General features: G+C 69.1%; 19 protein-coding genes and 2 pseudogenes. 8 read left to right on the top strand and 13 right to left on the bottom strand.

Annotation, left to right across the window (positions count from 1 at the left end):
- Positions 1 to 39 precede the first annotated feature (39 nt).
- The 3 genes and pseudogenes from BL253_RS33105 to BL253_RS33095 all read right to left on the bottom strand — a co-directional run bounded on the left by BL253_RS33105 (position 40) and on the right by BL253_RS33095 (position 2,981).
- Positions 40 to 969: a VOC family protein gene (locus BL253_RS33105; RefSeq protein ID WP_076821425.1), complete on the bottom strand. Its 930-nt coding sequence runs from the start codon at positions 967 to 969 to the stop codon at positions 40 to 42.
- 151 nt (positions 970 to 1,120) lie between these two features.
- Positions 1,121 to 1,489, bottom strand: a pseudogene (locus BL253_RS45615) (2Fe-2S iron-sulfur cluster-binding protein); the annotation flags it as partial.
- 541 nt (positions 1,490 to 2,030) lie between these two features.
- Positions 2,031 to 2,981: a LysR family transcriptional regulator gene (locus BL253_RS33095; protein ID WP_076821423.1), complete on the bottom strand. Its 951-nt coding sequence runs from the start codon at positions 2,979 to 2,981 to the stop codon at positions 2,031 to 2,033.
- A 159-nt stretch (positions 2,982 to 3,140) separates the two neighbouring features.
- Here BL253_RS33095 and BL253_RS33090 point away from each other — a divergent pair, with 159 nt between their 5' ends.
- The 3 genes and pseudogenes from BL253_RS33090 to BL253_RS33080 all read left to right on the top strand — a co-directional run bounded on the left by BL253_RS33090 (position 3,141) and on the right by BL253_RS33080 (position 5,760).
- Positions 3,141 to 3,332 (top strand): hypothetical protein, encoded by a 192-nt coding sequence (locus tag BL253_RS33090; RefSeq protein ID WP_076821421.1) that lies wholly within the window; start codon positions 3,141 to 3,143, stop codon positions 3,330 to 3,332.
- A 30-nt stretch (positions 3,333 to 3,362) separates the two neighbouring features.
- A pseudogene (gene eno, locus BL253_RS33085) lies at positions 3,363 to 4,523 on the top strand (phosphopyruvate hydratase); the annotation flags it as partial.
- A 76-nt stretch (positions 4,524 to 4,599) separates the two neighbouring features.
- A complete protein-coding gene (locus BL253_RS33080) occupies positions 4,600 to 5,760 on the top strand; it encodes a fumarylacetoacetate hydrolase family protein (RefSeq protein ID WP_081438937.1) in 1,161 nt (386 codons plus the stop codon).
- 366 nt (positions 5,761 to 6,126) lie between these two features.
- On the opposite strand, the gene BL253_RS33075 is transcribed toward BL253_RS33080, so the two are convergent.
- A complete protein-coding gene (locus tag BL253_RS33075; RefSeq protein WP_076821418.1) occupies positions 6,127 to 7,071 on the bottom strand; it encodes a LysR family transcriptional regulator in 945 nt (314 codons plus the stop codon).
- A gap of 119 nt (positions 7,072 to 7,190) precedes the next feature.
- On the opposite strand from BL253_RS33075, the gene BL253_RS33070 reads away from it, so the two are divergent.
- Positions 7,191 to 8,210: an amidohydrolase family protein gene (locus BL253_RS33070; RefSeq protein ID WP_076821416.1), complete on the top strand. Its 1,020-nt coding sequence runs from the start codon at positions 7,191 to 7,193 to the stop codon at positions 8,208 to 8,210.
- Between the two features lie 762 nt (positions 8,211 to 8,972).
- Here the strand turns inward: BL253_RS33070 and BL253_RS33065 are convergent.
- Positions 8,973 to 9,785, bottom strand: a complete 813-nt coding sequence (locus tag BL253_RS33065) for a LuxR C-terminal-related transcriptional regulator (protein ID WP_076821414.1) — start codon at positions 9,783 to 9,785, stop codon at positions 8,973 to 8,975.
- 1,232 nt (positions 9,786 to 11,017) lie between these two features.
- Here BL253_RS33065 and BL253_RS45610 point away from each other — a divergent pair.
- From BL253_RS45610 to BL253_RS33045, 3 genes are all read left to right on the top strand, one after another.
- Positions 11,018 to 11,461 carry a transposase gene (locus BL253_RS45610; RefSeq protein ID WP_116438915.1) on the top strand — a complete coding sequence of 148 codons (444 nt, stop codon included), beginning with the start codon at positions 11,018 to 11,020 and terminating at the stop codon, positions 11,459 to 11,461.
- Between the two features lie 199 nt (positions 11,462 to 11,660).
- Entirely contained in the window at positions 11,661 to 13,181 is a 1,521-nt protein-coding gene (locus BL253_RS33050; RefSeq protein ID WP_241835353.1) for an MFS transporter, read from the top strand.
- The gene (locus tag BL253_RS33045; RefSeq protein WP_241835352.1) at positions 13,135 to 13,692 is read left to right on the top strand and encodes a TetR/AcrR family transcriptional regulator; all 558 of its coding nucleotides are present in this window, start codon (positions 13,135 to 13,137) and stop codon (positions 13,690 to 13,692) included. Before BL253_RS33050 ends, BL253_RS33045 begins: the two co-directional genes overlap by 47 nt.
- A gap of 405 nt (positions 13,693 to 14,097) precedes the next feature.
- Here BL253_RS33045 and BL253_RS33035 read toward each other — a convergent pair whose 3' ends face one another.
- Entirely contained in the window at positions 14,098 to 15,042 is a 945-nt protein-coding gene (locus BL253_RS33035) for a helix-turn-helix domain-containing protein (RefSeq protein WP_081438940.1), read from the bottom strand.
- 95 nt (positions 15,043 to 15,137) lie between these two features.
- Here BL253_RS33035 and BL253_RS33030 point away from each other — a divergent pair, with 95 nt between their 5' ends.
- On the top strand, positions 15,138 to 15,710 hold the full coding sequence (locus BL253_RS33030; RefSeq protein WP_076821403.1) for a class I SAM-dependent methyltransferase: 573 nt from the start codon (positions 15,138 to 15,140) through the stop codon (positions 15,708 to 15,710).
- On the opposite strand, the gene BL253_RS45940 is transcribed toward BL253_RS33030, so the two are convergent.
- From BL253_RS45940 to BL253_RS32990, 7 genes are all read right to left on the bottom strand, one after another.
- Positions 15,685 to 15,864, bottom strand: coding sequence for a hypothetical protein (locus BL253_RS45940; RefSeq protein WP_076821401.1), 180 nt, complete (start codon positions 15,862 to 15,864; stop codon positions 15,685 to 15,687). The two genes, BL253_RS33030 and BL253_RS45940, sit on opposite strands and share 26 nt — an antisense overlap.
- A gap of 219 nt (positions 15,865 to 16,083) precedes the next feature.
- Entirely contained in the window at positions 16,084 to 17,097 is a 1,014-nt protein-coding gene (locus BL253_RS42580; RefSeq protein ID WP_076821400.1) for a MaoC family dehydratase, read from the bottom strand.
- Positions 17,094 to 18,083, bottom strand: a complete 990-nt coding sequence (locus BL253_RS33010) for a quinone oxidoreductase family protein (RefSeq protein ID WP_076821441.1) — start codon at positions 18,081 to 18,083, stop codon at positions 17,094 to 17,096. The genes BL253_RS42580 and BL253_RS33010 overlap by 4 nt, the downstream gene beginning before the upstream one ends.
- 64 nt (positions 18,084 to 18,147) lie before the next feature.
- Positions 18,148 to 18,486 carry a hypothetical protein gene (locus BL253_RS33005; RefSeq protein WP_131831631.1) on the bottom strand — a complete coding sequence of 113 codons (339 nt, stop codon included), beginning with the start codon at positions 18,484 to 18,486 and terminating at the stop codon, positions 18,148 to 18,150.
- Positions 18,487 to 18,610: 124 nt separating this feature from the next.
- The gene (locus tag BL253_RS33000; protein ID WP_076821396.1) at positions 18,611 to 19,075 is read right to left on the bottom strand and encodes a VOC family protein; all 465 of its coding nucleotides are present in this window, start codon (positions 19,073 to 19,075) and stop codon (positions 18,611 to 18,613) included.
- A complete protein-coding gene (locus BL253_RS32995; RefSeq protein WP_076821394.1) occupies positions 19,072 to 20,295 on the bottom strand; it encodes an amidohydrolase family protein in 1,224 nt (407 codons plus the stop codon). The genes BL253_RS33000 and BL253_RS32995 overlap by 4 nt, the downstream gene beginning before the upstream one ends.
- Before the next feature lie 114 nt (positions 20,296 to 20,409).
- Positions 20,410 to 20,937 (bottom strand): cupin domain-containing protein, encoded by a 528-nt coding sequence (locus BL253_RS32990; protein ID WP_076821393.1) that lies wholly within the window; start codon positions 20,935 to 20,937, stop codon positions 20,410 to 20,412.
- Positions 20,938 to 20,948: the final 11 nt, after the last annotated feature.

The raw sequence follows: 20,948 nt of genomic DNA, 5'->3' as shown, positions 1-20,948 counted from the left end.
CATGTCGGGATCTCCTCGACGTCGTCGTCTGGAAGGGTTTCAGTCCTTGTACGGGTGAACCGCCTCGTTGGGCTGGAAGCGAAACTTGTGACCCCACATTTCCGCTCGCTTTCCCTTGTCCAGGTCGATGTTGTGCGGGGAGCGTCGCGCGAGGTCGTCGATCGGCAGGCCGTCCCAGCCGTACTCGATGAAGAAACCGCCGGGGCTGTGCRCATAGAAGGACACCGTCTGGTCGCCGATATGCCGGCCAAGGTTCATCAGCAGGTCCGGGTTGGCGTCCCCGCCCAGCACGTCGAAATAGGAATAACCGACGTCGTCGAGCGAGTTGGACTCGAGATAGACGTGATGTAGCCCCGCCGAATGCGGTACCTGGATGAACGCGACGCTGTGGTGGCGAGGATTGGCCCGCAGGAACCACATCTCGCCGAGCGGCTCCCGGAGTCTGATGACGTCGCTGGGCAGGAAGCCCAGAGCGTCGATGTAGAAGGCGACGACTTTCTCCAGCTCCGGCACGGCGTAGACGATGTGGCCGAGGCCCTGCTCGCCGGTGACGAATCCGGCGTGCGGGCGCGGCGGGTTCCACCAGCGGTAGCTCGACTCCTGGTAACAGAAAACCTCAAGGGGCTGCCCGTACGGGTCCTCGAACTGCACAAGGTGCTTCACCCCGCGGGACTCGATCGTCCCCAGGTCGGCGTACCGGGGCTTGGCGCCGGCGTCCTCCAGCCGGTTCACTACGGTGTCCAGGTCCCGGTGGTTGAGCACCTCCCAGCCGGTGTAGAGCAGGCGGTACTCGTCGCCGGGGTGGAAAGACAGGCGGTAGTCGAAGTCGTCGATCTTCAGGCGGACGGCGCCGTCCGCGCCGTCCGGGCCGAGCATGCAGCCCAGCACGTCCGGTCCCCAGGTGCGGAACTCCTCGGACCGAGGAGTCCGCACCCCCACGTATCCCAGCTTCGAGATCAGGCCAGCCATGATGCTCCTCCAGGAGATGCGCATGCCGCTGGGACGACCATAGAAATCGGAGGCGGCAGGCGGAAATGCGCAGCCGCGATTTCAGGGATTGACGCCGCCGATGACCCGAATCACAGGTCGAGGACGAGCCGGTCCCCCCGGCGGCAGAGACGCAGGTGACGATCTGCTGCCCCGCCGAGCGTTCGGCGGCTCGAAGGATGGAGTCCCGGTGCTCCACCGCGCCGTCGAGCACCCGCGCGACGCAGGCGCCGCACAGGCCCGCGCCGCACGACACCGGGACGCCGACGCCGGCCTGGTGCAGGGCGGTGACAAGGGGAGTTCCGGGCTCCACCCACAGGCGGTCACCGCGTCGCGCCAGCACGACCTCGTACCGGTGCCCGGCGCTGGCGTCCCGAGCCGGCGCGTCGAAGGCCTGGCGGTGCGGCTCGACGCCGGCCGGGACCGCGCGCGCCACCGCCGCGACGAAGCCACTGCCGCCGCAGGCGTAGACGGCCGTCCCGGCCGGCGCGGCGGCGAGCATCCGCAGGACCGCCGGTCGCCCTGGCACCACCCGGGCGTCGGGGCCCAGGTCCTCGACCTCCCGGCGCAGCTCCAGGTGCCGCGTGGACCGGTCCACGAACAGCAGCGACCAGGGGTGGACGCGGGCGGCCCGGACCAGCCGGACCATGGGCAGCAGCGGCGCGATCCCAGCGCCGGCACCGAGGAACAGGAAACGGGCGCCGCCGCCGAGCGGGAACAGGTCACGCGGCCCGCGCACCCGCAGCCGGTCCCCGGCGCGCAGAACGTCGTGCACATGGGCCGAGACGCCACCGCCGCGCTCGGGCCTGGCCACCAGGAGGCGCCAGGCACGGTCCCCGGGGTCGCCCGCCAACGAGTACGGCCGGGTCGCGCCGGTGGGGAGCACGAGGTCGACGTGAGCCCCGGGCGCCCAGCGCGCGAGTCGTCCGCCGTCCGCGGCGGCCAGCACGACCTCGACGATCCGGTCCGCGACCGGCCGGATCCGGGTGACGACCACGTCGCGGCCGGCGTCCACAGCGCCGGGCATCAGGATGCGACCCGCGTCACCGATGGCTGGGTTCCGCGGCGACGGCACCAGGCCCCGCGGTATCGGCCGCCACCGCGAGAAGCTGCTCGCGCAGCCACGCATGGCCGGAGTCCCGGCCGCGGCGGTTGCGCCAGAAGACGGACTGGTGCAGGGGGGCCAGCGGGAAGTCCGGCTCGAGCAGGACGATGTCGGCGGCCTGCGCCACGCGCCGGGCGAGGCGCTCCTGCGTCAGGGCGACGAGGTGGGTGCCGGCGAGCATGAACAGCATGCCGACGAAGCTGCTGGCCACCGCCTCCACCCGACGGCTGATGCCGGCCTCGTCGAGGTCGTCCTCGACGAGGCCCCTGCCGCCGGCGGTCTGGTACTGCAGGTAGGGGAAGCTGCTCAGGACGTCCGCGTCAAGCCGTCCCCCGGCCGCGGGGTGGCCGCTCCAGACAGCCCCGACGACACGGTCGGAAATGACCTGGACGCGCACGCAGTCGTCGAGGTCGGCGGTGTCTACCAGGCGGTCCGGCAGCACCGCGAGGTCGGCCTCGTCGCGCCGCAGGGCACTGACGTAACGCGCTGGCACCGGGGCGACGTCTATGCGCAGGCCGGTGTTGAGCCCCGCCAGCCGTCCCAGCAGCGAACGGACCAGGGTGACCTCGACGTAGTCGCTGACGTAGATCGTGAAGACCCGGTGGTCGTTGTCCGGGTCGAAGCCGGGTGGGCAGACGATGGACTGGTCGATCGCGGCGAGCACGTCCCGCACCGGGTTGATCAGCGACTCGGCTCGCGGGGTGAACCGCAGATGCCGACCGTTCTTCACCAGCAGCTCGTCGCCGAGGACCTTGCGCAGTCGCGCCAGCGCGGTGCTGGTGGCCGACTGCGACATGTGCAGCCGCTCGGCGGCCCGGGTGACGTTCCCCTCGCGTAGCAACGCGTCGAGAACGACCAACAGATTGAGATCGACCTGCTGCAGTTTCACCTGCGCTCCTCACCGGCGACGGAGGCGAATGCTCGAGCAGAGGGTGCACCGCCGGCCGAGCGTGGCCCGCATCATCCACGCGAATCGTAGCCAACCATGTCGTGCATTTCCGGCGGCCGGCCGGCCAGCCTAGCGTCCTGGAGATCCCAAGGAGGCGCGATGAAGATCGTCCGATGCCGGGCGGACGACGGTCCGAGTCTGGCGGTCCTTGTCGACGAGGGCACCGTCGCCGATGCGCCGGCCCGGGCGCCGCGGCCCACCCCGGACGTGATCATCGAGCCGCGCGGCGGCAGCGACCGCCTCGCCGCCGGGCCGAAGGCGCGCGGGATCCGCCCGTGGCGGCGACCATGACCGCCCGGCGCGTGCTGGTCACCGACTACGCCTGGCCGGCACGAGGCCCGCGAGCTGCGCGACGGTGACGACCGCTACGGCGGCAACGGCGTCCGCCGGGCCGTGGCGGGTGTGGTCGGCGAGATCGCCGGCGCTGTCCGCGGCGTCGACGCCCTCGACCAGACGGCCCTCGACACGCTGTTGCGGACGCTCGATGGCACCCCGGACCTCGGCCGGCTCGGCGCCAACGCCACCCTCGGTGTCTCGATCGCGGCCGCGCTCGCCGCCGCGGCGGCCCGTGGTATCGCGCTGTACGAGGCCGTCGCCGACGACGGCGCCGCGCCGCTGCCGCCGCTGCCGATGATCAACATCATCTCCGGCGGGGCGCACTCGGGCCGCTCGATCGACGTGCAGGACTTCCTCGCCGTTCCGCTCGGCGCCGGTTCGTTCACGGCGGCGATCGAGTGGGCGTCACGGGTGCGCGCCGGTACCGCCGACGAGCTCACCTCCCGCGGCCTGCCGGTGGCGCTGGTCGCGGACGAGGGCGGCCTCGGTCCGCTGCTGGCGACCAACCGCGCGGGGCTCGACGTGCTGGTCGCCGGTATCGAGCGAGCGGGCCTGCGGCCGGGCGAGGACGTCGGCATCGCCATCGACGTCGCCGCCACCCAGTTCGTCCGCGCTGACGGCCGCTACGTGCTCGCCGCCGAGAACCGGGTCCTCACGGCGCGGGAGCTGGTCGCGGAGCTGGCCGACTGGTGCGCCACCTACCCCATAGTCTCCGTCGAGGACGCGCTGGCGGAGGACGACTGGCCAGCGTGGCGCGCCGGCACCCGGCGGCTGGCCGGTCGCCAGCTGCTCGGCGACGACCTGTTCGTCACCAACCCGGAGCGGCTGGAGCGCGGCATCCGGGAGGGCGTGGCGAACGCCGGCCTGGTCAAGCCGAACCAGATCGGCACGCTCGACACCGCCCGCGCCGTCATCCGCCGCGCCCAGGCCGCCGGCTACGCCACCGTGCTGTCGGCCCGGTCCGGTGAGACCGAGGACGACTGGCTCGCCGACCTGGCCGTCGGCTGGCGCACGGGCCAGATCAAGGTGGGCTCGACCACCCGCTCGGAACGGACCGCGAAGTGGAACCGGCTGCTGCGTCTGGAGACCGAGCTGGGCAGCCGGGCCGAGTACGCGGGGCGCGGGGCGCTCAGGAGCGCGACATGACCACCGAAGCGACAGCCGGAGGGGGCCCGCGGCCGGGGACTTCCGGATCTCACCCCGGCGGGGAAGGACAGGCGTGATGGAACGCCGAGTGGAGGGATGGGCTCTCGGCCGGTTCGAGGACGAGATGGGCCAGTTCACCGGCGTGGCGGTCGGTGCGCGGGTCATCCGCCTACGACCGGACGGGCCCGTCAAGGGCGAGCCGACGATCCGGGCCCTGTTCGACGACTGGGCCGGGGCGCACCCGTGGCTGGCCGAGCTGGCCCGCCGGACGGCGCCGCCCGACGGGGTCCCCGTCGCCGACCTGCGCGTCCTCCCGCCGGTCGATCCCCGGCAGATCCTGCAGGCCGGCGCCAACTACCGCTCCCACGTCGCCGAGATCATCATCTCCGGGCGCGCCGTGGACGACCATCGCACCGACGAGGAGCTGCGCCGCGCGGCCGAGGAGCTCATGGACGAGCGCGCCCGCCGGGGCAGTCCGTTCCTCTTCAGCGGCCTGCCCGCGGCGATCTGCGGCCCGGACGACGACGTCCTGCTGCCCCCGGAGGCCGCGCAGGTCGACTGGGAGGCGGAGCTGGCCGTGGTCATCGGCCGGACGGCCCGCCGGGTCCCCCGCGAGCGGGCGATGGAACACGCCGCGGGCTACACGGTGTGCAACGACATCAGCGCCCGCGATCTGCAGTTCCCCGCGGAGCACCGGCCGCTGGGCGGGGACTGGACGCGGGCCAAGAACCGCCCGACGTTCCTGCCGACCGGTCCGTTCGTGGTGCCCGCCGACCAGATTCCCGACCACCGGGACCTGGAGATCACCTTCGAGCTGAACGACCGGTGCCTCCAGCGGGACGCGCCCCGCAACATGCTGTTCGACCTGCCGACCCTCATCGCCGAGGCGTCGGCGGCTACCACCCTCTTCCCCGGGGACCTGATTCTCACCGGCAGCCCGGCCGGCAACGGGGGTACTGGAAGCGATGGCTGCGGCCCGGGGACGTCATGCGAACGGCCATCGCCGGCCTCGGCGCCCAGCGCAACGTCTGCGTGCGGGAGGCGGTGTGAGCGCCACCCGCCGCCTGGCGCCGGACGCTGGGGCGCCGCGCGGCGCCGGGTGGGGGAGCACCCGCCGTCGGCCTGTCGGCGAGTAGCAGCAGCGTGCCCCGCTACGGCGGCCGGCGCCGCCAGCGGACATTCACGGTGCGGATCGCCAGTATTCAAAACGGGAATTTCCGGCAGCTGCCGCCGTTGACGCAAACTGGAAAGGTCACCTCTCGTGACCCTTCCACGAAGGAGACGACCCGACCGTGCAGTCAGTCCAGGCGATCGGCCATGYGCAGGAGTGGGCACTGGGCTGTCTCGCCGATGCCGATGGTCGATGGTCGGTGGTCGGTGGTTCCAGGCTCTCGTCGTCCGCGTCCGGGATCAGGCACTTGACCTGTCGGCGGTGTCTGGGCAGGGACGGGCGTCGCCGACGCTTGAGCTTTCTGGCCACTGGGACGGCGCCGTACCCGTTCTCACCGGACTGGCCGCTGCCGCCGAGCGGCCGTGGCGCCCGCGCCCGGCCGCGACGCTGAACTCACCACCCAACCCGTGTGACGGCGGGTGGATGGGCGTACTACGCGGCCGAGTCGGTGACGACGTCGGGAAACTCGATGCGGGCCGTGGCGAACAGTCGTTCACGCAACCAGATGTGCCCTGGGTCCCGATCACGTCGCCGATGCCAGAACGCCGACTCGCGCAGCGGTACAAGGGGCATGTCTGGCTCGAGCACCCGGATCTCCGCCGAGGCGGCCGCCCGTCTTACGGACCTCTCGGGAAGCACCGCCACGAGGTCGGTGCTTCCCGAGAGGAGAAACACCATGGTGGCGAAGCTGCTGGAGCTGGCCGCGACCCGGCGGGTGCAGCCGGCCGCGTCCAGATCGTCCTCCACGATGGCTCGCTGCCCCGAGGGGGCGTACTCGAGGTAGGGGGCGCGGCGGAGAAGGTCCGCGGTGAGGCGGGTCCCGGCGTACGGGTGGTGCCGCCACACCGCGCCGACGAATCGCTCCACGATGACAGGCATTCGCGAACAGTCCGGGATCGAGCGCTCGTCGACGATCCTGTCCGGAAGGATCGCCAAATCAACCTCGTCACGCCTCAGAGCTTCCAAGTATCGAACGCTGACCGGGGTGACATTGACCTGCAGACCGATCGCGAGCCCGTGGAGACGTGTGAGCAGCGGCCGCACGAGGGTCGCGCCGACGTAGTCACTGCCGATGACGGAGAAGCGGAGCGAGTCGGTGGCGGGATCGAAGGCCGGCGGCCGGATGATTGTCTGCTCGATGGTTGCCAACACCTCTTTCACAGGGCCAACCAGCGACTCCGCGCGCGGGGTGAGTTCGAGGTAGCGGCCGTTCCTGCGGAGCAGCTCGTCGCCCAGCGTGCGCCTCAGCCGGGCCAGCGCGGTGCTGGCGGCGGGCTGGGACAGGTGCAGGCTCTCGGCCGCCCGCGTCACGTTCTTCTCGCGTAACAGCGCGTCGAGCACGACCAGCAGGTTGAGATCGATATGTCTGAGCGTCACAGGTCTTTCGGCCCCTTCCTCGACGGCGGTCCTGAGGCTGGACCCGGCGAATCATCATGTCAACCTTTGGACACCTCCCATGCCGGCGGGTGTCCTCGATGTCTCACAAGGAGTGACGAGTGCCTGCCGTACCCTCCATCGACGTCCACGCCCACGTCGCCGTTCCCGCGGTCGACGCGCTCATCGAGGGACAGCCTGGACTCGCGCGGCAGCGCCAGCTCGACGCCGCCTCGCTCGGACTCTCGTCGCTGCAGGTCAACCTGCGGCACATCGGCGAGCTCGGCCCGAAGCTCACGGACCCTGACCTGCGCCTGGCSGCCATGGACGCCGCTCGGGTCGACATCCAGGCGGTGAGTGCCGTGCCGCTCCCGCATGCCTGGGCGGACCAGGACCTCGCAGCGCGGATCGTGCACGCGAGCAACACCTCGGTCGCCGCGTTCTGCGCGAAGGACTCCGCCCGGTTCCTTCCCATCGGCGCGGTGTCGCTCCAGCATCCGGGCCTTGCGGCCGACCAACTGGAGTCCGCCGTCCTCGATCTCGGCATGCGCGGCGTACAGATCTCGACGTCCGCCGGGCCGGGACGTGAGCTCGACGACCCGTCCCTGGAGGGCTTCTGGGCAGCGGCGGAGTCGCTCGGCACCGCGGTCCTGATCCATCCCTGGGGCTGCACGCTGGGTGAACGRCTGGGCGCCTACTACCTGTTCAACAGCGTGGGCAACCCGACTGAGACCGCGCTGGCCCTCTCACGCATCCTGTATTCCGGCCTTTTGGAGCGGTACCCCCGGCTTCGGATCTGGTCCGCGCATGGTGGCGGGTACCTGCCCAGCTACGTGGTCCGCGCCGACCATGCCTGGGCCTCTCGAGGCGACGCTCACACGACCGACGAGCCGCCATCGGCTCTCCTGCGACGAACGTTCGTCGACTCCCTGGTCTACACGCCGGGGCAGCTGCGGCACCTCGTCAGCGTGATGGGAGCCAGCCAGGTCACCCTCGGCAGCGACTACCCCTTCGACATGGGTGTCGAGGACCCCGTCGACCGGCTCGAGGCCGCGGAGTTCGACACCGCCACCACCGAGGCCATCCGCGGCGGTAACGCCGCGCGTCTGCTCGGCCTCGCCACCCCTGGAGCGGACGAATGAAGCGTGGCGACGTCCCCGCCGGCTTCGGCCCGGCCTGGCGGCCGCCAACGACCCACGGATCTCGCGGAGGTGGACGATTGAGCAGACCGCAACCGGGCACGCCGGTGGGCGCCGTACCCGGGTATCCGGGTACCCGCAACGTCACATTAAGCGATCGCCGCGTTGCGATTAGCGATCGACGCCGGAGGGCAGAAAAGGTTGTGGGTCCTGGCCGCGGCCAAGGGGCGTAGACCATCGGCGAGCAGATGGTCCGGGTGAGGCGATGTGGAACGGGCAGCCGCCGACCTTCGCGCGTACGAGCTGACCGAAACGACCGACAGCCCCGTGCCGGCCACGGTCTGGCTGAAGCCGTCGCTGAACTTAGTCGAGCTGGCGGAGGCCTGGGGCGGAGGCGGTGGTGTACCTCGCGGCCAACGGTCCGGCCTTCCCGGTGGCGCTCTTTGTCAACGTCCGTCGTGTCCGTAGTGGTCGTGCAGGGCGTCGAGGCGGCGTTGCACTTCGTCCTCGGGCCCGGTGAGGCGCAACAGGATCAGCGCGGAGTGGCCGTCCTTGGCTCGCAGGAGTGGATTTGTCGTCTGGYCAGTCCAGTAGGAGAGCATCCCGGCGACGTCCGGCTCGTGCCGGATCTGCTCGGTGAGCTCGCGTCCCAGCAGGCTGGCCGTGGCGCCGTCGACGTCGTCGGCGGCGGACCATAACCGCTGAACAACCCCGTGGACGGACCGGACCGCGATAAGGAACGGCCCCGGCGGCCTCGGCGCGCGCTCAGCGCAGCATGCCCAATCGCCGTGCCACGCTGACCGCCGCGGTCCGGTTGTTCACGCCGAGCTTACCGCGGATGCTGCGCAGGTAGGACTTGACGGTCTCCCGGGTCACCAGCATCTGTTCCGCGGCCTCCGCATTCGATAGTCCTTCAGCCACCAGACCGAGGAGGTCGAGCTCTCGCGGGGAGAGCGTGACCGAGGTCTCCGCCACCCTGGACTGTTCCTCCGCCATGCTGAGCAGCACCAGCCTGCGGATGGTGGCGATCTCGTTCTGGATGACCGGGTCGCTGGTTCGCCGCCGGATTCGTTCTAACTGGCTCTCGACCTGGTGCAGTGCGTACGCCATGCGTCGCCACGGTCCGTCAACGCCGTGTGGTCCGGCGGCCTCTGCCAGGTATTTCTCGGCCAGATGGGTGAGCCACAGGACGTGCGCGGTCATGGCCGCGTCGATAAAATATTCGGATCGGCTTCCTACATAGACGACAATCTCGACTCGCCCGTGGCACCGTACCGGAACGGCGAGCAGGGACCGGATTCCCTTGACGCAGACCGCGCGGTCCAACCGTTCCGGATCCGCCAGGATGTGTCGTCCGAGCATGACCGCGCGGCCACCGGCCCCCCTGCCTGGCTCTACGATCCTCCCGATCAGGCCGGCCGGCTGTGTGCCGTCCACGCTCCTTATCGTCAGAATCCTGGTCCTGGGATCGACCCGGCCCGCCATCGTGAGATCCGCCGAAGTCTCCTCCCGCAACCGAGCCGAGAGGGTGGCCAGAAACGAGCCAAGCAGGGAATCCTCAGGTATGTCCGATCGCATCGTCGATCCTTCTCCAACCGACAGGTGGGCAACCGCTGGTTGTCGCGTCAATCATTGCCGAGCGCATCACTCAGCGTGGACCACGGCGGTGACTCGACCCCGCTTCGGGCGGCACTCGAGTACAAAAATAGAATTTCATTCTCGATTGGTCGGTGAGCGGGACGTAATCCGGCTCACCTATCGCAGGTATCGTGGCGCGTTGCAGGTTAACAAACGCCGCCCGGACCGACAACTGATAGACCGTTCCAACGCCGCTGGATTCCTGGCGTCTTCGCGGCGCGATCGGCCGGCGTCGCGCCCTGGCTGGTCAGCGTCAACGTGGACGGGGGTGTGGTGCGTGCTCGCCGGCTGACGTCGATCGACGATCTGGTTCGGCTCTTAACGGTCGGCATCACCCCGCTGCAACAGCCTCGCCACGGCCATGCCGGCCGATTGTGATTTCGATGTTGTTTGTATGTGTCGGCGTTGACTTGGTGTCGCTTTCCTCGRCTTCGTGTGTCTGCCTCGAATCGGCACGTGAACACGACCGAGCCCTGGGTCGATGCCGCTTAGCTAGGGCCATTTTCGATCCTCACGCGAACCGCTGACCTGCGACGATGCCAGTAGATCTTGGCTTAACTAAGTGGCATGGGGCCCTGGGCCATGCGCTCCGGCACTGGCGGTCACGCCGCCACGGGATATTGTTTGATCGTTCCGTCCCCGGGCGCGGACCACTTGGACGGATGGCTGTTCCAGGAAGTTCGCGGTGCCGGCGGCCGCGTGAGTCGGTGGCTCCGGTGCTATTACGCAGGAAAAGCTTGATGGGCGGCTTTCTCGTCCGCGGTGACAGCGAGGACCGGGTGGCGCTCGTCGACCTCGGCCTTGCCAACAACGACCTGATGGGAGCGACACCGTCGAGCCGGTTGACGACAAGTGAGACGGGTTCGCCGATGTCGACCCGATGGGCGCCCGGGACACCCGCAACGCGCCGGTCCGTGAGCTGGCCGGGTCAGAGCGTCCCCATTTCGACCGCGCACTGTCCTGGCCTTCGGTTCGGGCGCCTGCAGCTCAGCGAGCAACGACGCGCGTTCACCTTCATCGTCTGACCGGCGCTCGTCGGACTGATGGACTTAGTACTCCAGCCCGACTTTTGTGATCGTTTGGATCTGGTGGGCTGGGGTTGGGTGGCCGGGCTGGCCTGAGTGGTGTGGCGGGCCCGGACGCGAAGCGGCCACCGGTGATCGTCGGGGGTTGTGTGGACTCTCGATGATCAGCCGGTGGCCGTGTGCCCCAGCGTAGACCCTGTCCGATGGCGAGCCGGCTTCGAGGGACTGGCTTCCCGGTTCGATGGTTGTTTCGCTCGCGTCGAGTCCCGCAGGCGGTTGCGGTCGTTTCTGCTCGGCCTGATGGCGGGGCTGCCGCGGGTGAACTGCTGGACGTTGGCCGAGCATGCCGGGGAGTCGTCACCAGCGGGGATGCGGCACTTCCTGGCTGGCGCGGTGTGGGACGACKACGCGGTGCGCGCCGGCCTGCGTGCCTACGTGATCGAGTATCTGGGTGACCGGCAGTGTGCTGGTCATCGACCCGAGCGGAATCCTCAACCCAGGCGCGGTCCTCTGACCAACCCCGCCCCGTGCCTGGCTGGTGCCTGGTCGAGGGGCGATCGTCCAACCCTGGCGCAGGTCACCACCCTCTAACTGGTTACGCAGGGTGATGAGTGTGCTCTGTGGTGGACGTCATCGAGGGATTGGTGGCTTGGCGCTCAAGTGGACCCACCGGGTCCGCATAGGATGTGGACCCAATCGGTCCGTTTATTTCGCCCGTTCCAGTCCGCACCGATCCTGTCGGCGGCGTCCGGGCACCGGGCGCTCGGAGCACCTGTGGAGCACCATGAACATGGCTCATCCGCGTCCAAAGCCCGGTCGCACGCTTGCCGTCCTGCTGCTGGCCAGCATGGCGTTCGCGCTCGCGCAGACGACCGTCGCGCCGGCGATCCCGGACATGGCTCGTGAGCTGCACGTCTCCGTCGGCGGCGTCACCTGGACGATGAGCGGCTACCTGGTCGCCGCGGCGATCCTCACGCCGATCATCGGCCGGCTCGGGGACATGGTTGGCAAGCGCCGGATGCTCGTCGTGTCCCTCGGCCTGTTCGCGTTCGGCGGCGTGGTGGCGGCGCTGGCCGGGCAGCTCCCGCTGGTGATCGTCGGGCGGATCCTGCAGGGCGCGGGCGGCGGCATCATTCCGCTGTGCTTCGGCATCATCCGCGACGAGTTCCCCGCGGAGAAGAGGCCGGCGTCGATCGGACTGGTCTCGGCGGTGCTCGGTGTCGGCGGCGGCCTCGGACTGGTCCTCGGCGGCCTGTTCGTCGACCACACGACCTACCACTGGATCTTCTGGTCAGGCGCGTTGATGGCCGTGGCCGCGGCCGTCGGCGCGGAGCTGCTGGTCCCGGAGTCGCCGGTCCGCGTTCCTGGCCACATCGACCTGGTGGGCACGCTGCTGCTGGGCGCCGGGCTGGCCATGCCGTTGATCGCCATCAGCCAGGCCGACAGCTGGGGCTGGGCGAGCACGGCAACCCTCGGTCTGATCCTTGGTGGCCTCGTCGTGCTCACCGCGCTGATCGCCTACGAGCGGCGGCAGGCCGAGCCACTCATCAACGTGCCTGTCCTCACCCAGCGCGCGGTGCTCACCACCAACATCTCCACCGTGCTCGTCGGGTTCGGCATGTTCGGCGCGTTCCTGCTCATCCCGCAGCTCGCGCAGACTCCGAAGGCCAGTGGCTACGGGTTCGGGACCGACGCGACGACCGCCGGTCTGCTGATGGTGCCCGGCTCCCTGGCGATGCTGGTCACCGGCCCGCTGGCCAGCGTCATCGGCCGACGCTTCGGCGGGCGCGTGGCGCTGCTCACCGGCAGCCTGCTCGCGGCTGCCGGCCTGATCCTGCTGGCCACGCTGCCCGGTTCGCCCGGGGCGCTGCTGGGCATGTGCGTGGTGCTGTTCGGCGGGATCGGCCTGGTGTTCGCGGCGATCCCCAACCTGATCATCGACGCGGTTGCCGTCGAGAAGACCGGCGAGGCCACCGGGGTCAACGCCCTCCTGCGCTCCGTCGGCTCGTCGCTGGGCTCGCAGATCTGCGCGGGCGTTCTCGTCGCCCACGCGGACCCGGCCTCTGGCCTGCCGAGCGCCGGCGCGTACCAGGCCGCGTTCGCCGTCTGCGCCGTCGTCGCGGTGATAGCCGGCCTCGCCGCGCTGGCCCTGCCCGGCCGGCGCGCTCTCCAGCACGGCGCGTCCGAGGTCGCGGTGATCGCGCGGCCGGCAACAGTGGATCACGCACCGGGGCCGATGGCCGCCGATGTGCTGCAATGGTCGGGTGACGACGTCCGAGACGCGCAGGTCGGACGCGCGGCGCAACCATGAACGGGTGGTCCAGGCCGCCGTCGAGGTGTTCCGCGAGCGCGGGCTGACCGCGACGGTGCCCGACGTCGCCGCCCGCGCCGGCGTCGGCAAGGCCACCGTCTACCGGAACTTCCCCAGCCGCGACGACCTGGTGGAGGCCGTCCTCGCCCGCCAGCTTCAGTGGTTTGAGACCCGTACCCAGTCGGCGCTGCGGGACCCCGATCCGGCGGCCGGGTTCCACGGGCTCATCACGGACTGGTTCGACCGAATCGTGACCAACCGCCTCATTCACGACGTACTGCGCAGCAGGAGCCTGCCGGGCGCGGACCGGCAGGTCGAGGGCATCGTCGCGGCCTTCGACCAGATGACGACCCGCGCCCAGCTCGCCGGCGCGATCCGCCTCGACGTCCGCGGGGCGGACGTGCGGACGCTGACGACCGGTTGCGCCCAGCGGCTGGTCGAGACCGGCCAGCAGGACGAGGACAGCCGACGCCTCTTCACCGGGCTGATCCTCGACGCCCTGCGTCCCTGAACGACCGCCCGGTGACCGCCCCGGACCCAACGAGCCGATCACCGGCACGCTTCGTGCCGGAGCGCCGGCTCGGTGGACCGGACGGTCCCGTGCGTTGACGGCAGGTCCGGCCGTGCACAGATGAACGGAGGCCGTCATTGATGGCATTTCGCTGCCTGATGACGCAACGAGACCCGATCGTGACGGCGAAGGAGATCCCCACCGCCCTGCGGGGTGCAAGTGGACGGTCAGGGGCGCTGAGCTGGGCGAACAGCACGTCAGGGATCATGGCGGACATGGTGTCGACGGTCGTGTTCCTGCCGATCCGTAGGCTGCTCAGCGCGGCCGGTCTCGGTGGTCGGCTGAACGAGAAGGACGTCGAGATCGCCGTTCTGGTTCTCAGCGCGGTCGAGTCGGTAGCCGACGTCACTGGCTGCGATATGCCGGACGGCCTGGTCCGCCGTGCGCGGGCTCATCGAAGGCTTCGGTCGGTTCAGGTCGCCGTCGAGCCGTGACCCGGTCGCGGTAGGCCGACGGAGTCTGGCCGGTTCGCTGGGTGAACGCTCGCGAGAACGCGCTCAGGCTCTCGAAACCGACCTCGATGGAGACGTCGAGGATGGTGGAAGTCGCCTCGGCAAGCATGGTCATCGCCCGTAGGAGTCTCGCCTGGGTGAGGTAGCCATGCCAGGACAGCCCGGTCGAGGCCAGGAATCTGCGCCGCAGTGTGCGCTCGGATGCTCCGACCTGCCGGCAYACGGCCGCTTGGGTCACCTGGGCCAGGTGCAGGTCCGTGTAGATAATCGCGGCCGCGACCAGCGGATCGTCGCTGAGAGGGAGGCAGAGCGGGGACTCGATGTCGAGGTGCTCGGCGACCAGGGCGGCCAGCGTTCGGAAGTAGCCGTCGGCGGCCGGGGTGCTGGTAGCTCGGCCGATGGGCCAGCGGCCGCCATAGATGATCATTTCTCGTACGACGGGTGTGACCGCGACGATACGCACGCGGTCGCCCGCGTCCGGGACGAGCAGGGGGTCGAAGAAGACCGACATCGTCCGTACGCGGATGGCGATCCTCGTTCGGTGCGGCAGGCCGGCCGGGATCCAGGCGCCCAGCGCGGGTGGTAGTAGGTAGCGGCCCGCGGACGTCTCGACTTCCATCGTGCCGTGGAAGGCATAGTCGATCTGGTGCAGGTCGTGGGTGTGCCACCCTGTCCGCAGCCCGTCGCGTGCCAGCTTGCCGCCCGGGGCGGTGAGGGTGGTCGCGTCACCGTCGAAGGCGTACACGCCGGCGGTGACCTCGGTGTTCCGGCGCATCGTGACGAGGCTGGGGCTGTCCGGTCTGGACAAATCCCTGGCCGGTTTCGCGGAGACGGTCATGACGGCCGAAGCGTACATATTTCTGGGAGCAGGGCGCGGGCCGCCTTTAGGACTCCGCGAGTTCGACGGGACCTCCGCACGAAGGGCGTGACGAGATGAACGATGGCCATCTTCGGTACCTGGCCAGTCCGGAATGGGCCGAGGCCCTGCGCCGGGACCTCCTGCCGTGGCTGAAACGGGTAGTCGATCTCGGAGACGACGTGCTCGAGATAGGTCCGGGTCCTGGGCTGACCACCGACCTGCTGCGTGAGCTGGTTCCGACTGTCACGGCGGTCGAGTTCGACGCCGACCTCGCCGCGGCGTTGGCCGAGCGGCTGGCCGGTACCGGCACGCGGGTACTGCATGYCGATGCCACCGCGACCGGACTGCCGGCACATCTATTCTCCGCCGTCACGGCGTTCTCGATGCTGCACCACATGTACTCCTCCGACCATCAGGACCGGCTGTTCGCCGAGGTACATCGCGTGCTGCGCCCCGGCGGGGTGTTCGTCGGTGTCGACGGCAAGGACGTGCCGAGGATCCGGAGCGCACACGTGGATGACACCTTCGTCCCGGTCGATCCGGACGGGCTGGTGGCCAGGCTCACCGCAGCCGGATTCGCCGATGCCACGGTTGAGGACGGCGGCGAGACCCAGTTCCGCTTCATCGCCCGCAAAGGCGTCCACTAGGCCGTGACACAGCGCCGGCCGGCGTGAGCGGTGTGCATGCCGCGATGCCGGTGCCGGCGACTTCCTGGCCGAGGCCTTCGAGAGGCCACTTGGAGGCGTGGTAGCCGCCAAGGGACGGGAACGCGGCGACGCCGCCGATAGTCGAGATCTGCACGATGTGGCCGCTGCCCTGGGCGCGCAGGATCGGCAGGACGGCCTGGTGACCCAGACCGCGCCGAAGAAGTTGGTCTCCAGCTGGTCGCGCAGCTGCTGTTCGGTCAGTTCCGCCGGATCGGCCGACCGGAGGAAATCGCTGCTGGCGTGCGCTACCTGCTGTCAGCGGATTCCGGGTTCATCACCGGGCAGCTTCTCACCATCAACGGTGGCGCGGTGTTCAGCCGCTGAGCCGAGCACGCGCCGCTCCATCGAACGCGACGTCGCCGTGCTGGGTACGGGTCGTGATCCGCAGGTCGGCGACGGAAAGCCCGTCGCTGGCCTGCGGCGTTATCGACGCCACCGTGACCCTCGTGGTGAGCGAGTCATCGGGATAGACGACCGCGAGCATCCGCCCACTGTACGACTCGAGGTTCTCCGTGCCGACCAACGCCGTCAGCACGGCGCCCGTCAGCCCCATCGTCAGCATGCCGTGCGCGAAGGCATTGCGGTATCCGCCCACGATGCGCGCAATTGACGGATCGTGGTGCACGCCGATGAAGTCACCTGACGCGCCCGCGTACCGGACGATGTGTGACAGCGTCAGCGGATCGGCCACCGACRCCGACCACGACCGGCCCGGACGGAACTCGGCCGCCGGCGGGGGCGACAGCGGGATCGGCTCGGGTTTCTCGCCTGTCTCGGCGGCGCTTGGCGGTAGGGTCTCCCGCCGGCCCGATCCGGAGGATTCGCCGGGTCTGCGTTCACCCGCGGGCGGCTCCGCGCCCGATGGAAGCACGCTCACCCCGACCCAACGCGCAGTGACCACCGGCTCCGCCCCCTGAGCGTGGTAGGTGGTCACGGTCTCAGTGAAGTGCAGCTGGCCCTGCCTGCCCCGCTTCGTCCAGGACTCGCCCGGGCTCGACGCGACGGTGAGCAGCTCACCGACGCGAGGGTGGCGGTGATATTCGAAGCTCTGCTGGGCGTGCAGTCCCCGGCCGCGACCCGTGTCGGGCGGCGTCCAGTCAGGGGTGACCCGTCCCGAGCCAGGCCAGGCCTCGCCGGGTACCGGCCGACGGCGGCACTCGGGATCGAAATGGTCCGCGGCGATGAGGAAAGTGGGCGGGGGCACCACCTCACCCATCTGGGCGCGTTGGGCGAACAGCGGGTCGTTCACGAGCGGCGTCGGGTCGCCGACCGCCCGGGCGAACTGGAGTACCAGCGACGCGTCGACCGGGAGGAGAAAGGTGCTCATGGCTTGCCGTGCCCCTTCATGGTGAGGACGACCTTGCCGAAGAAGGAGGAGGACTCGAGCATCTCGTGGGCAGCCCGAATGTCATCCAGCGGGAACGTGGCGTGAACGACCGGAGTGACGAGGCCCTTGTCGATGATGTCGAGGAGGCGGAGCATCACGGCGCGTACCTGATAGTCGTCCGGCCGGCCGACTCCGTGCAGAGCCACCCCGGAGGTGAACAGCCTGCCGAGGTGCAACTGGGCCGACGCCCCGGCCGTCACCCCGGTCGTGACGAACCGGCCGTAGGGTCTCAGCGAGCCGAAGCACGCATTCCACATCGGGGCGCCGACGTGGTCGAGGACGACGTGGACCCCCTGGCCGCCGGTGAGTTCCTTCACCTGGGCCGCGACGTCCTCCGTGTAGTGGTTGATCACGTCCGAGGCGCCCAGTTCGAGCGCCGGCGCCACCTTCTCCGGCGAACCGACAGTGGTGATGACCCGGCAGCCGGACGCACGCGCGATCTGAATGGCGAAGGTACCGACCCCGCTGCCGCCGGCGACGACGAGAACGTCCTCTCCGGCCAGGATCCGCGCACGGTTGACCAGGCCGTCGTAGGCACTGCGCCCGGCCGTCGGGATCGCCGCGGCGCTCTCGTAGCTCAGCGCCTCGGGCTTGGGAAACGTCAGCAGCCCGGGGGCGGCGGCGAACTCGCTGTGCGCGCCGCCCGACGTCAGGGCGACCACGGGTTGCCCGACCACCAGTCCGCCCGGGCTCTTCGCCACCTCCGAGCCGAGCTCGATGACGTCGCCGGCGACATCCCTGCCGCCGATGTGCGGCAGCGACCGACGGACGCCGTGCGACCCCTCGCGCGAGTACAGGTCCAGCCGGTCCAGGGAGCTGGCGTGGACGCGGATCAGGACATCGTTGGGGCCGCAGACCGGGTCGGGTCGGTCACCGACCTGAAGGACCCCGACGTCGCCCACCTCGGAATGGAACGCGGCGCGCATCAGTACCACTCGGACACTGGCGCGGTCACGGGAGACATGGATCCGCTCATGAGTCTCGACGACCTCAGTCCGCGATCGCCTCGGCGGTCGGGCTGCCGAGCCACTGTCTGAGGGCTGGCATCATGCGGACGAACTTCGGCATGCCGATGTGGCCGATGATCGAGTACATGACCGCCCAGATCTCGTGCGGCTTCACGTCCTCGTTGAGGAGGTGCTTGATGTGGCCTTCGAGCGACTCGGCTGTGGCGCCCGTCGMCATCAGGACACCGAGGCGGGCGAAGGTGGAGTCCCGCATCGACACCGAGAAGGAGTTCTCGATGTCCTGCCGCATCGTTGCCATGATGGCGAGCAACTGTGGCGGCAGAGTCGCGACATCGCCCTTGGCCGGCAGATCCAATGCCATCGTCAAACCACACCAATCTCAATGAAAATCTCAATAGGAAAAACCAGTCGCATCGGGTGTGGCGCGATCTGGCCCGGACTTCGCGAAAGTCCGGGCCCACGCCATCCGATCTCGACCGGGTCGTTCAGCCGGGCCCGGGAGGCAGCTCCACCCACTCGTCGAGCTGGACGAACGAGCCGTCGGGGTCCCTGATCATCGCGGAGCGGACCTTGCCGCCAGCCGGGTCACCGTACGCCGGCCCGGCATGATCGGTAATGACGCCCTCGATGCCCGCGGCCCAGACCCGCTCCATGATCCCATCGAGGTCGCGTACCCAGAACCCGACGTGATTCAGACCGTTCTGCTGCAGGACAGCGGGCGTCCCGAACGGCTCTCGACCCAGCTGGCGATCCAGGACCAGGAACGAGCCGCCCGGGGTGTCGTCCCACCGGAGGTAGACCGCGTGCTGCCGCAGATTGTACTGAGGGTAGTCCTCCTCGCGGTCCACCGTGACGTGCATACCGAGGACATCACGGTAGAACGCGACCGAACGATCCAGGTCGGTAACGCCCACGTTGACATGCGACACCGAGTAGATGCCGCGGGTCACAGCAGGCCCTCCGGTTCCTTGGGGTCGACGCCGAACAGCTTGCGTGCGTTGCCCTGAAGGATCTTGTACTGGTTCTCCTCGGACAGGTGGGCTATATTCTCCTTCGCCACCTTCAGCGAGTTTGGCCATGAGGAGTCGAGGTGCGGGTAGTCGGACTCAATCACGATGTTGTCGATGATGCCGACTGATTCCACGACGCTCAGGCCGAACGCCTCGGTGTCCGCGAATGCGCAGCCGTATAGATGGTCTTTGAACAGCTGCACGAAGTCGAGATCGAAGTCGATGGAAGGCCGGTCGGAGAAGACCAGCACCTCGTCTTCGTTGTCCCGCAGGTCCAGATCGCGCTTGCTCGCCCAGTATCGGTGGCGCTCGATGTTTCGAGCGCCACGCTCCAGGAAGTACGGAATCCAGCCGATTCCGCCCTCAGACATGGACACCTTGGTCTTCGGGAACTTCCGCAGCTTGCCGCTGATAATCCAGTCGACCATGGTGCAGGAGGCGACCGATGCCGTTCCCCAGATGATGGGCGAGAGCAGGGAAGCGTCGTCGGACGACTTCGGCACCCAGGACGAGGAACCGATGTGCACCGAGATGACCACCCCCGCCTCGGAGGCCGCCTCGATCACCGGATCCCAGTAGTTGTTCCGGTCGTACAGCGACGGGAGACCCAGCCGAGGGGGATTTTCGGAGAAGGTCAGCGACTTGGCGCCCTTCGCGGCGCAGCGCTCGATCTCACGCGCGGCGAGCAGTGGGTCCCAGAGCGGCATGATGATGAGCGGAATGAGTCGATCGGGCGCATAGCCGCACCAGTCGTCGATCATCCAGTCGTTCCAGGCCTTGATGCACTCGAAGCCGAGCTCGCGATCCGGGGTCTCGTAAAACACCTGTCCGCAGAACCGCGGAAATGAGGGAAAGCACACCGAGGCGAGTACCCCGTCGACGTTCATGTCCTTGATGCGCTCGGCCGCGTCGTAGCACCCCGGCCGCATGTCGTCATAGGTGACCGGATCCGGAGTGAACTCTTCGTAGCGCTTGCTCGCGGCCGCCTGGAAACCGGTAGTCGGTACCCGCTTGCCGTCGAAGAACCACGCTTCGCCCTTGTCGTCGGAGCGTAGCACCGGCGCCTTGTCCCGGAACTGACGGGGCAGGCGCTCGAGCCACAGACTACCTGGCTCCAGCACGTGGTCATCGACTGAGATCATCCAGTCGGTGCGGCCCATCTGCAATTCCTCCCTTAGCTGTACGCGTAAAGCCTCACGCATTCCGCKGCGGTRCTAGAACTCTTCAGGCAGATCAGCGAGACGGATTCTTCGCCGGCTCGTCCGGTCGGTAGGTCAGGTCCACCGCGCGGGATTGCTCTCRACCCACGTGGTGTCATAGTCGTGCAGTGTGCACCGCCTGACCTCGACCATGCTCGCGCCCTCGGGTCCGGCCGTGACCGCGTACCGGACGTTCGCTGGTGTGTAGTAGCCGTTGCCGGCGGTGATTTCACGCTTGCCCTGGAAGACGGAACCTCGGAGCAGGATGATCACCTGGGGCGCGTCGTGGGTATGCGCGGGAATGTGCGCGCCGGGCCCGTACTCGACATGAATCACGCTCATCGGCTCGTCGCCGCCGACGTTGACCAGCGGGCGAGCGTAGAACCGCTTCTGGTACCATTTGTTGAGATCGACGTTCTCCCGGATCTCCTCCGGTACCTGCATGATCTCCTGATGGTCGACACCCGGGAAGACGACTTCCGGAGCGGAACCTTCCATCGGGGAGAAGAAGGTCAGCTTGTTCGGCTGCGTCTCGCCGAAGTACTTGCGCTGTGCCTCGGCGTGCGCGTTTTCCTGCCGAGCCGCCGGATCCTCGCCGGTCATGTGATCCTCCC

Origin of the sequence: Pseudofrankia asymbiotica, assembly GCF_001983105.1 — a bacterium.
GTDB lineage: Bacteria > Actinomycetota > Actinomycetes > Frankiales > Frankiaceae > Pseudofrankia > Pseudofrankia asymbiotica.
The sequence above is the reverse complement of the archived record's forward strand: the minus strand, read 5'-3'. Positions and strand labels throughout refer to the sequence as shown.

Excerpts from the sequence above, each read along its gene's own strand:
- BL253_RS33050 (WP_241835353.1), top strand. The coding sequence starts at position 11,661 with ATGGCTCATCCGCGTCCAAAGCCCGGTCGCACGCTTGCCGTCCTGCTG.
- BL253_RS33065 (WP_076821414.1), bottom strand. The coding sequence starts at position 9,785 with ATGCGATCGGACATACCTGAGGATTCCCTGCTTGGCTCGTTTCTGGCC.
- BL253_RS33010 (WP_076821441.1), bottom strand. The coding sequence starts at position 18,083 with ATGCGCGCCGCGTTCCATTCCGAGGTGGGCGACGTCGGGGTCCTTCAG.
- BL253_RS33090 (WP_076821421.1), top strand. The coding sequence starts at position 3,141 with ATGAAGATCGTCCGATGCCGGGCGGACGACGGTCCGAGTCTGGCGGTC.
- BL253_RS32995 (WP_076821394.1), bottom strand. The coding sequence starts at position 20,295 with ATGGGCCGCACCGACTGGATGATCTCAGTCGATGACCACGTGCTGGAG.
- BL253_RS33080 (WP_081438937.1), top strand. The coding sequence starts at position 4,600 with ATGGAACGCCGAGTGGAGGGATGGGCTCTCGGCCGGTTCGAGGACGAG.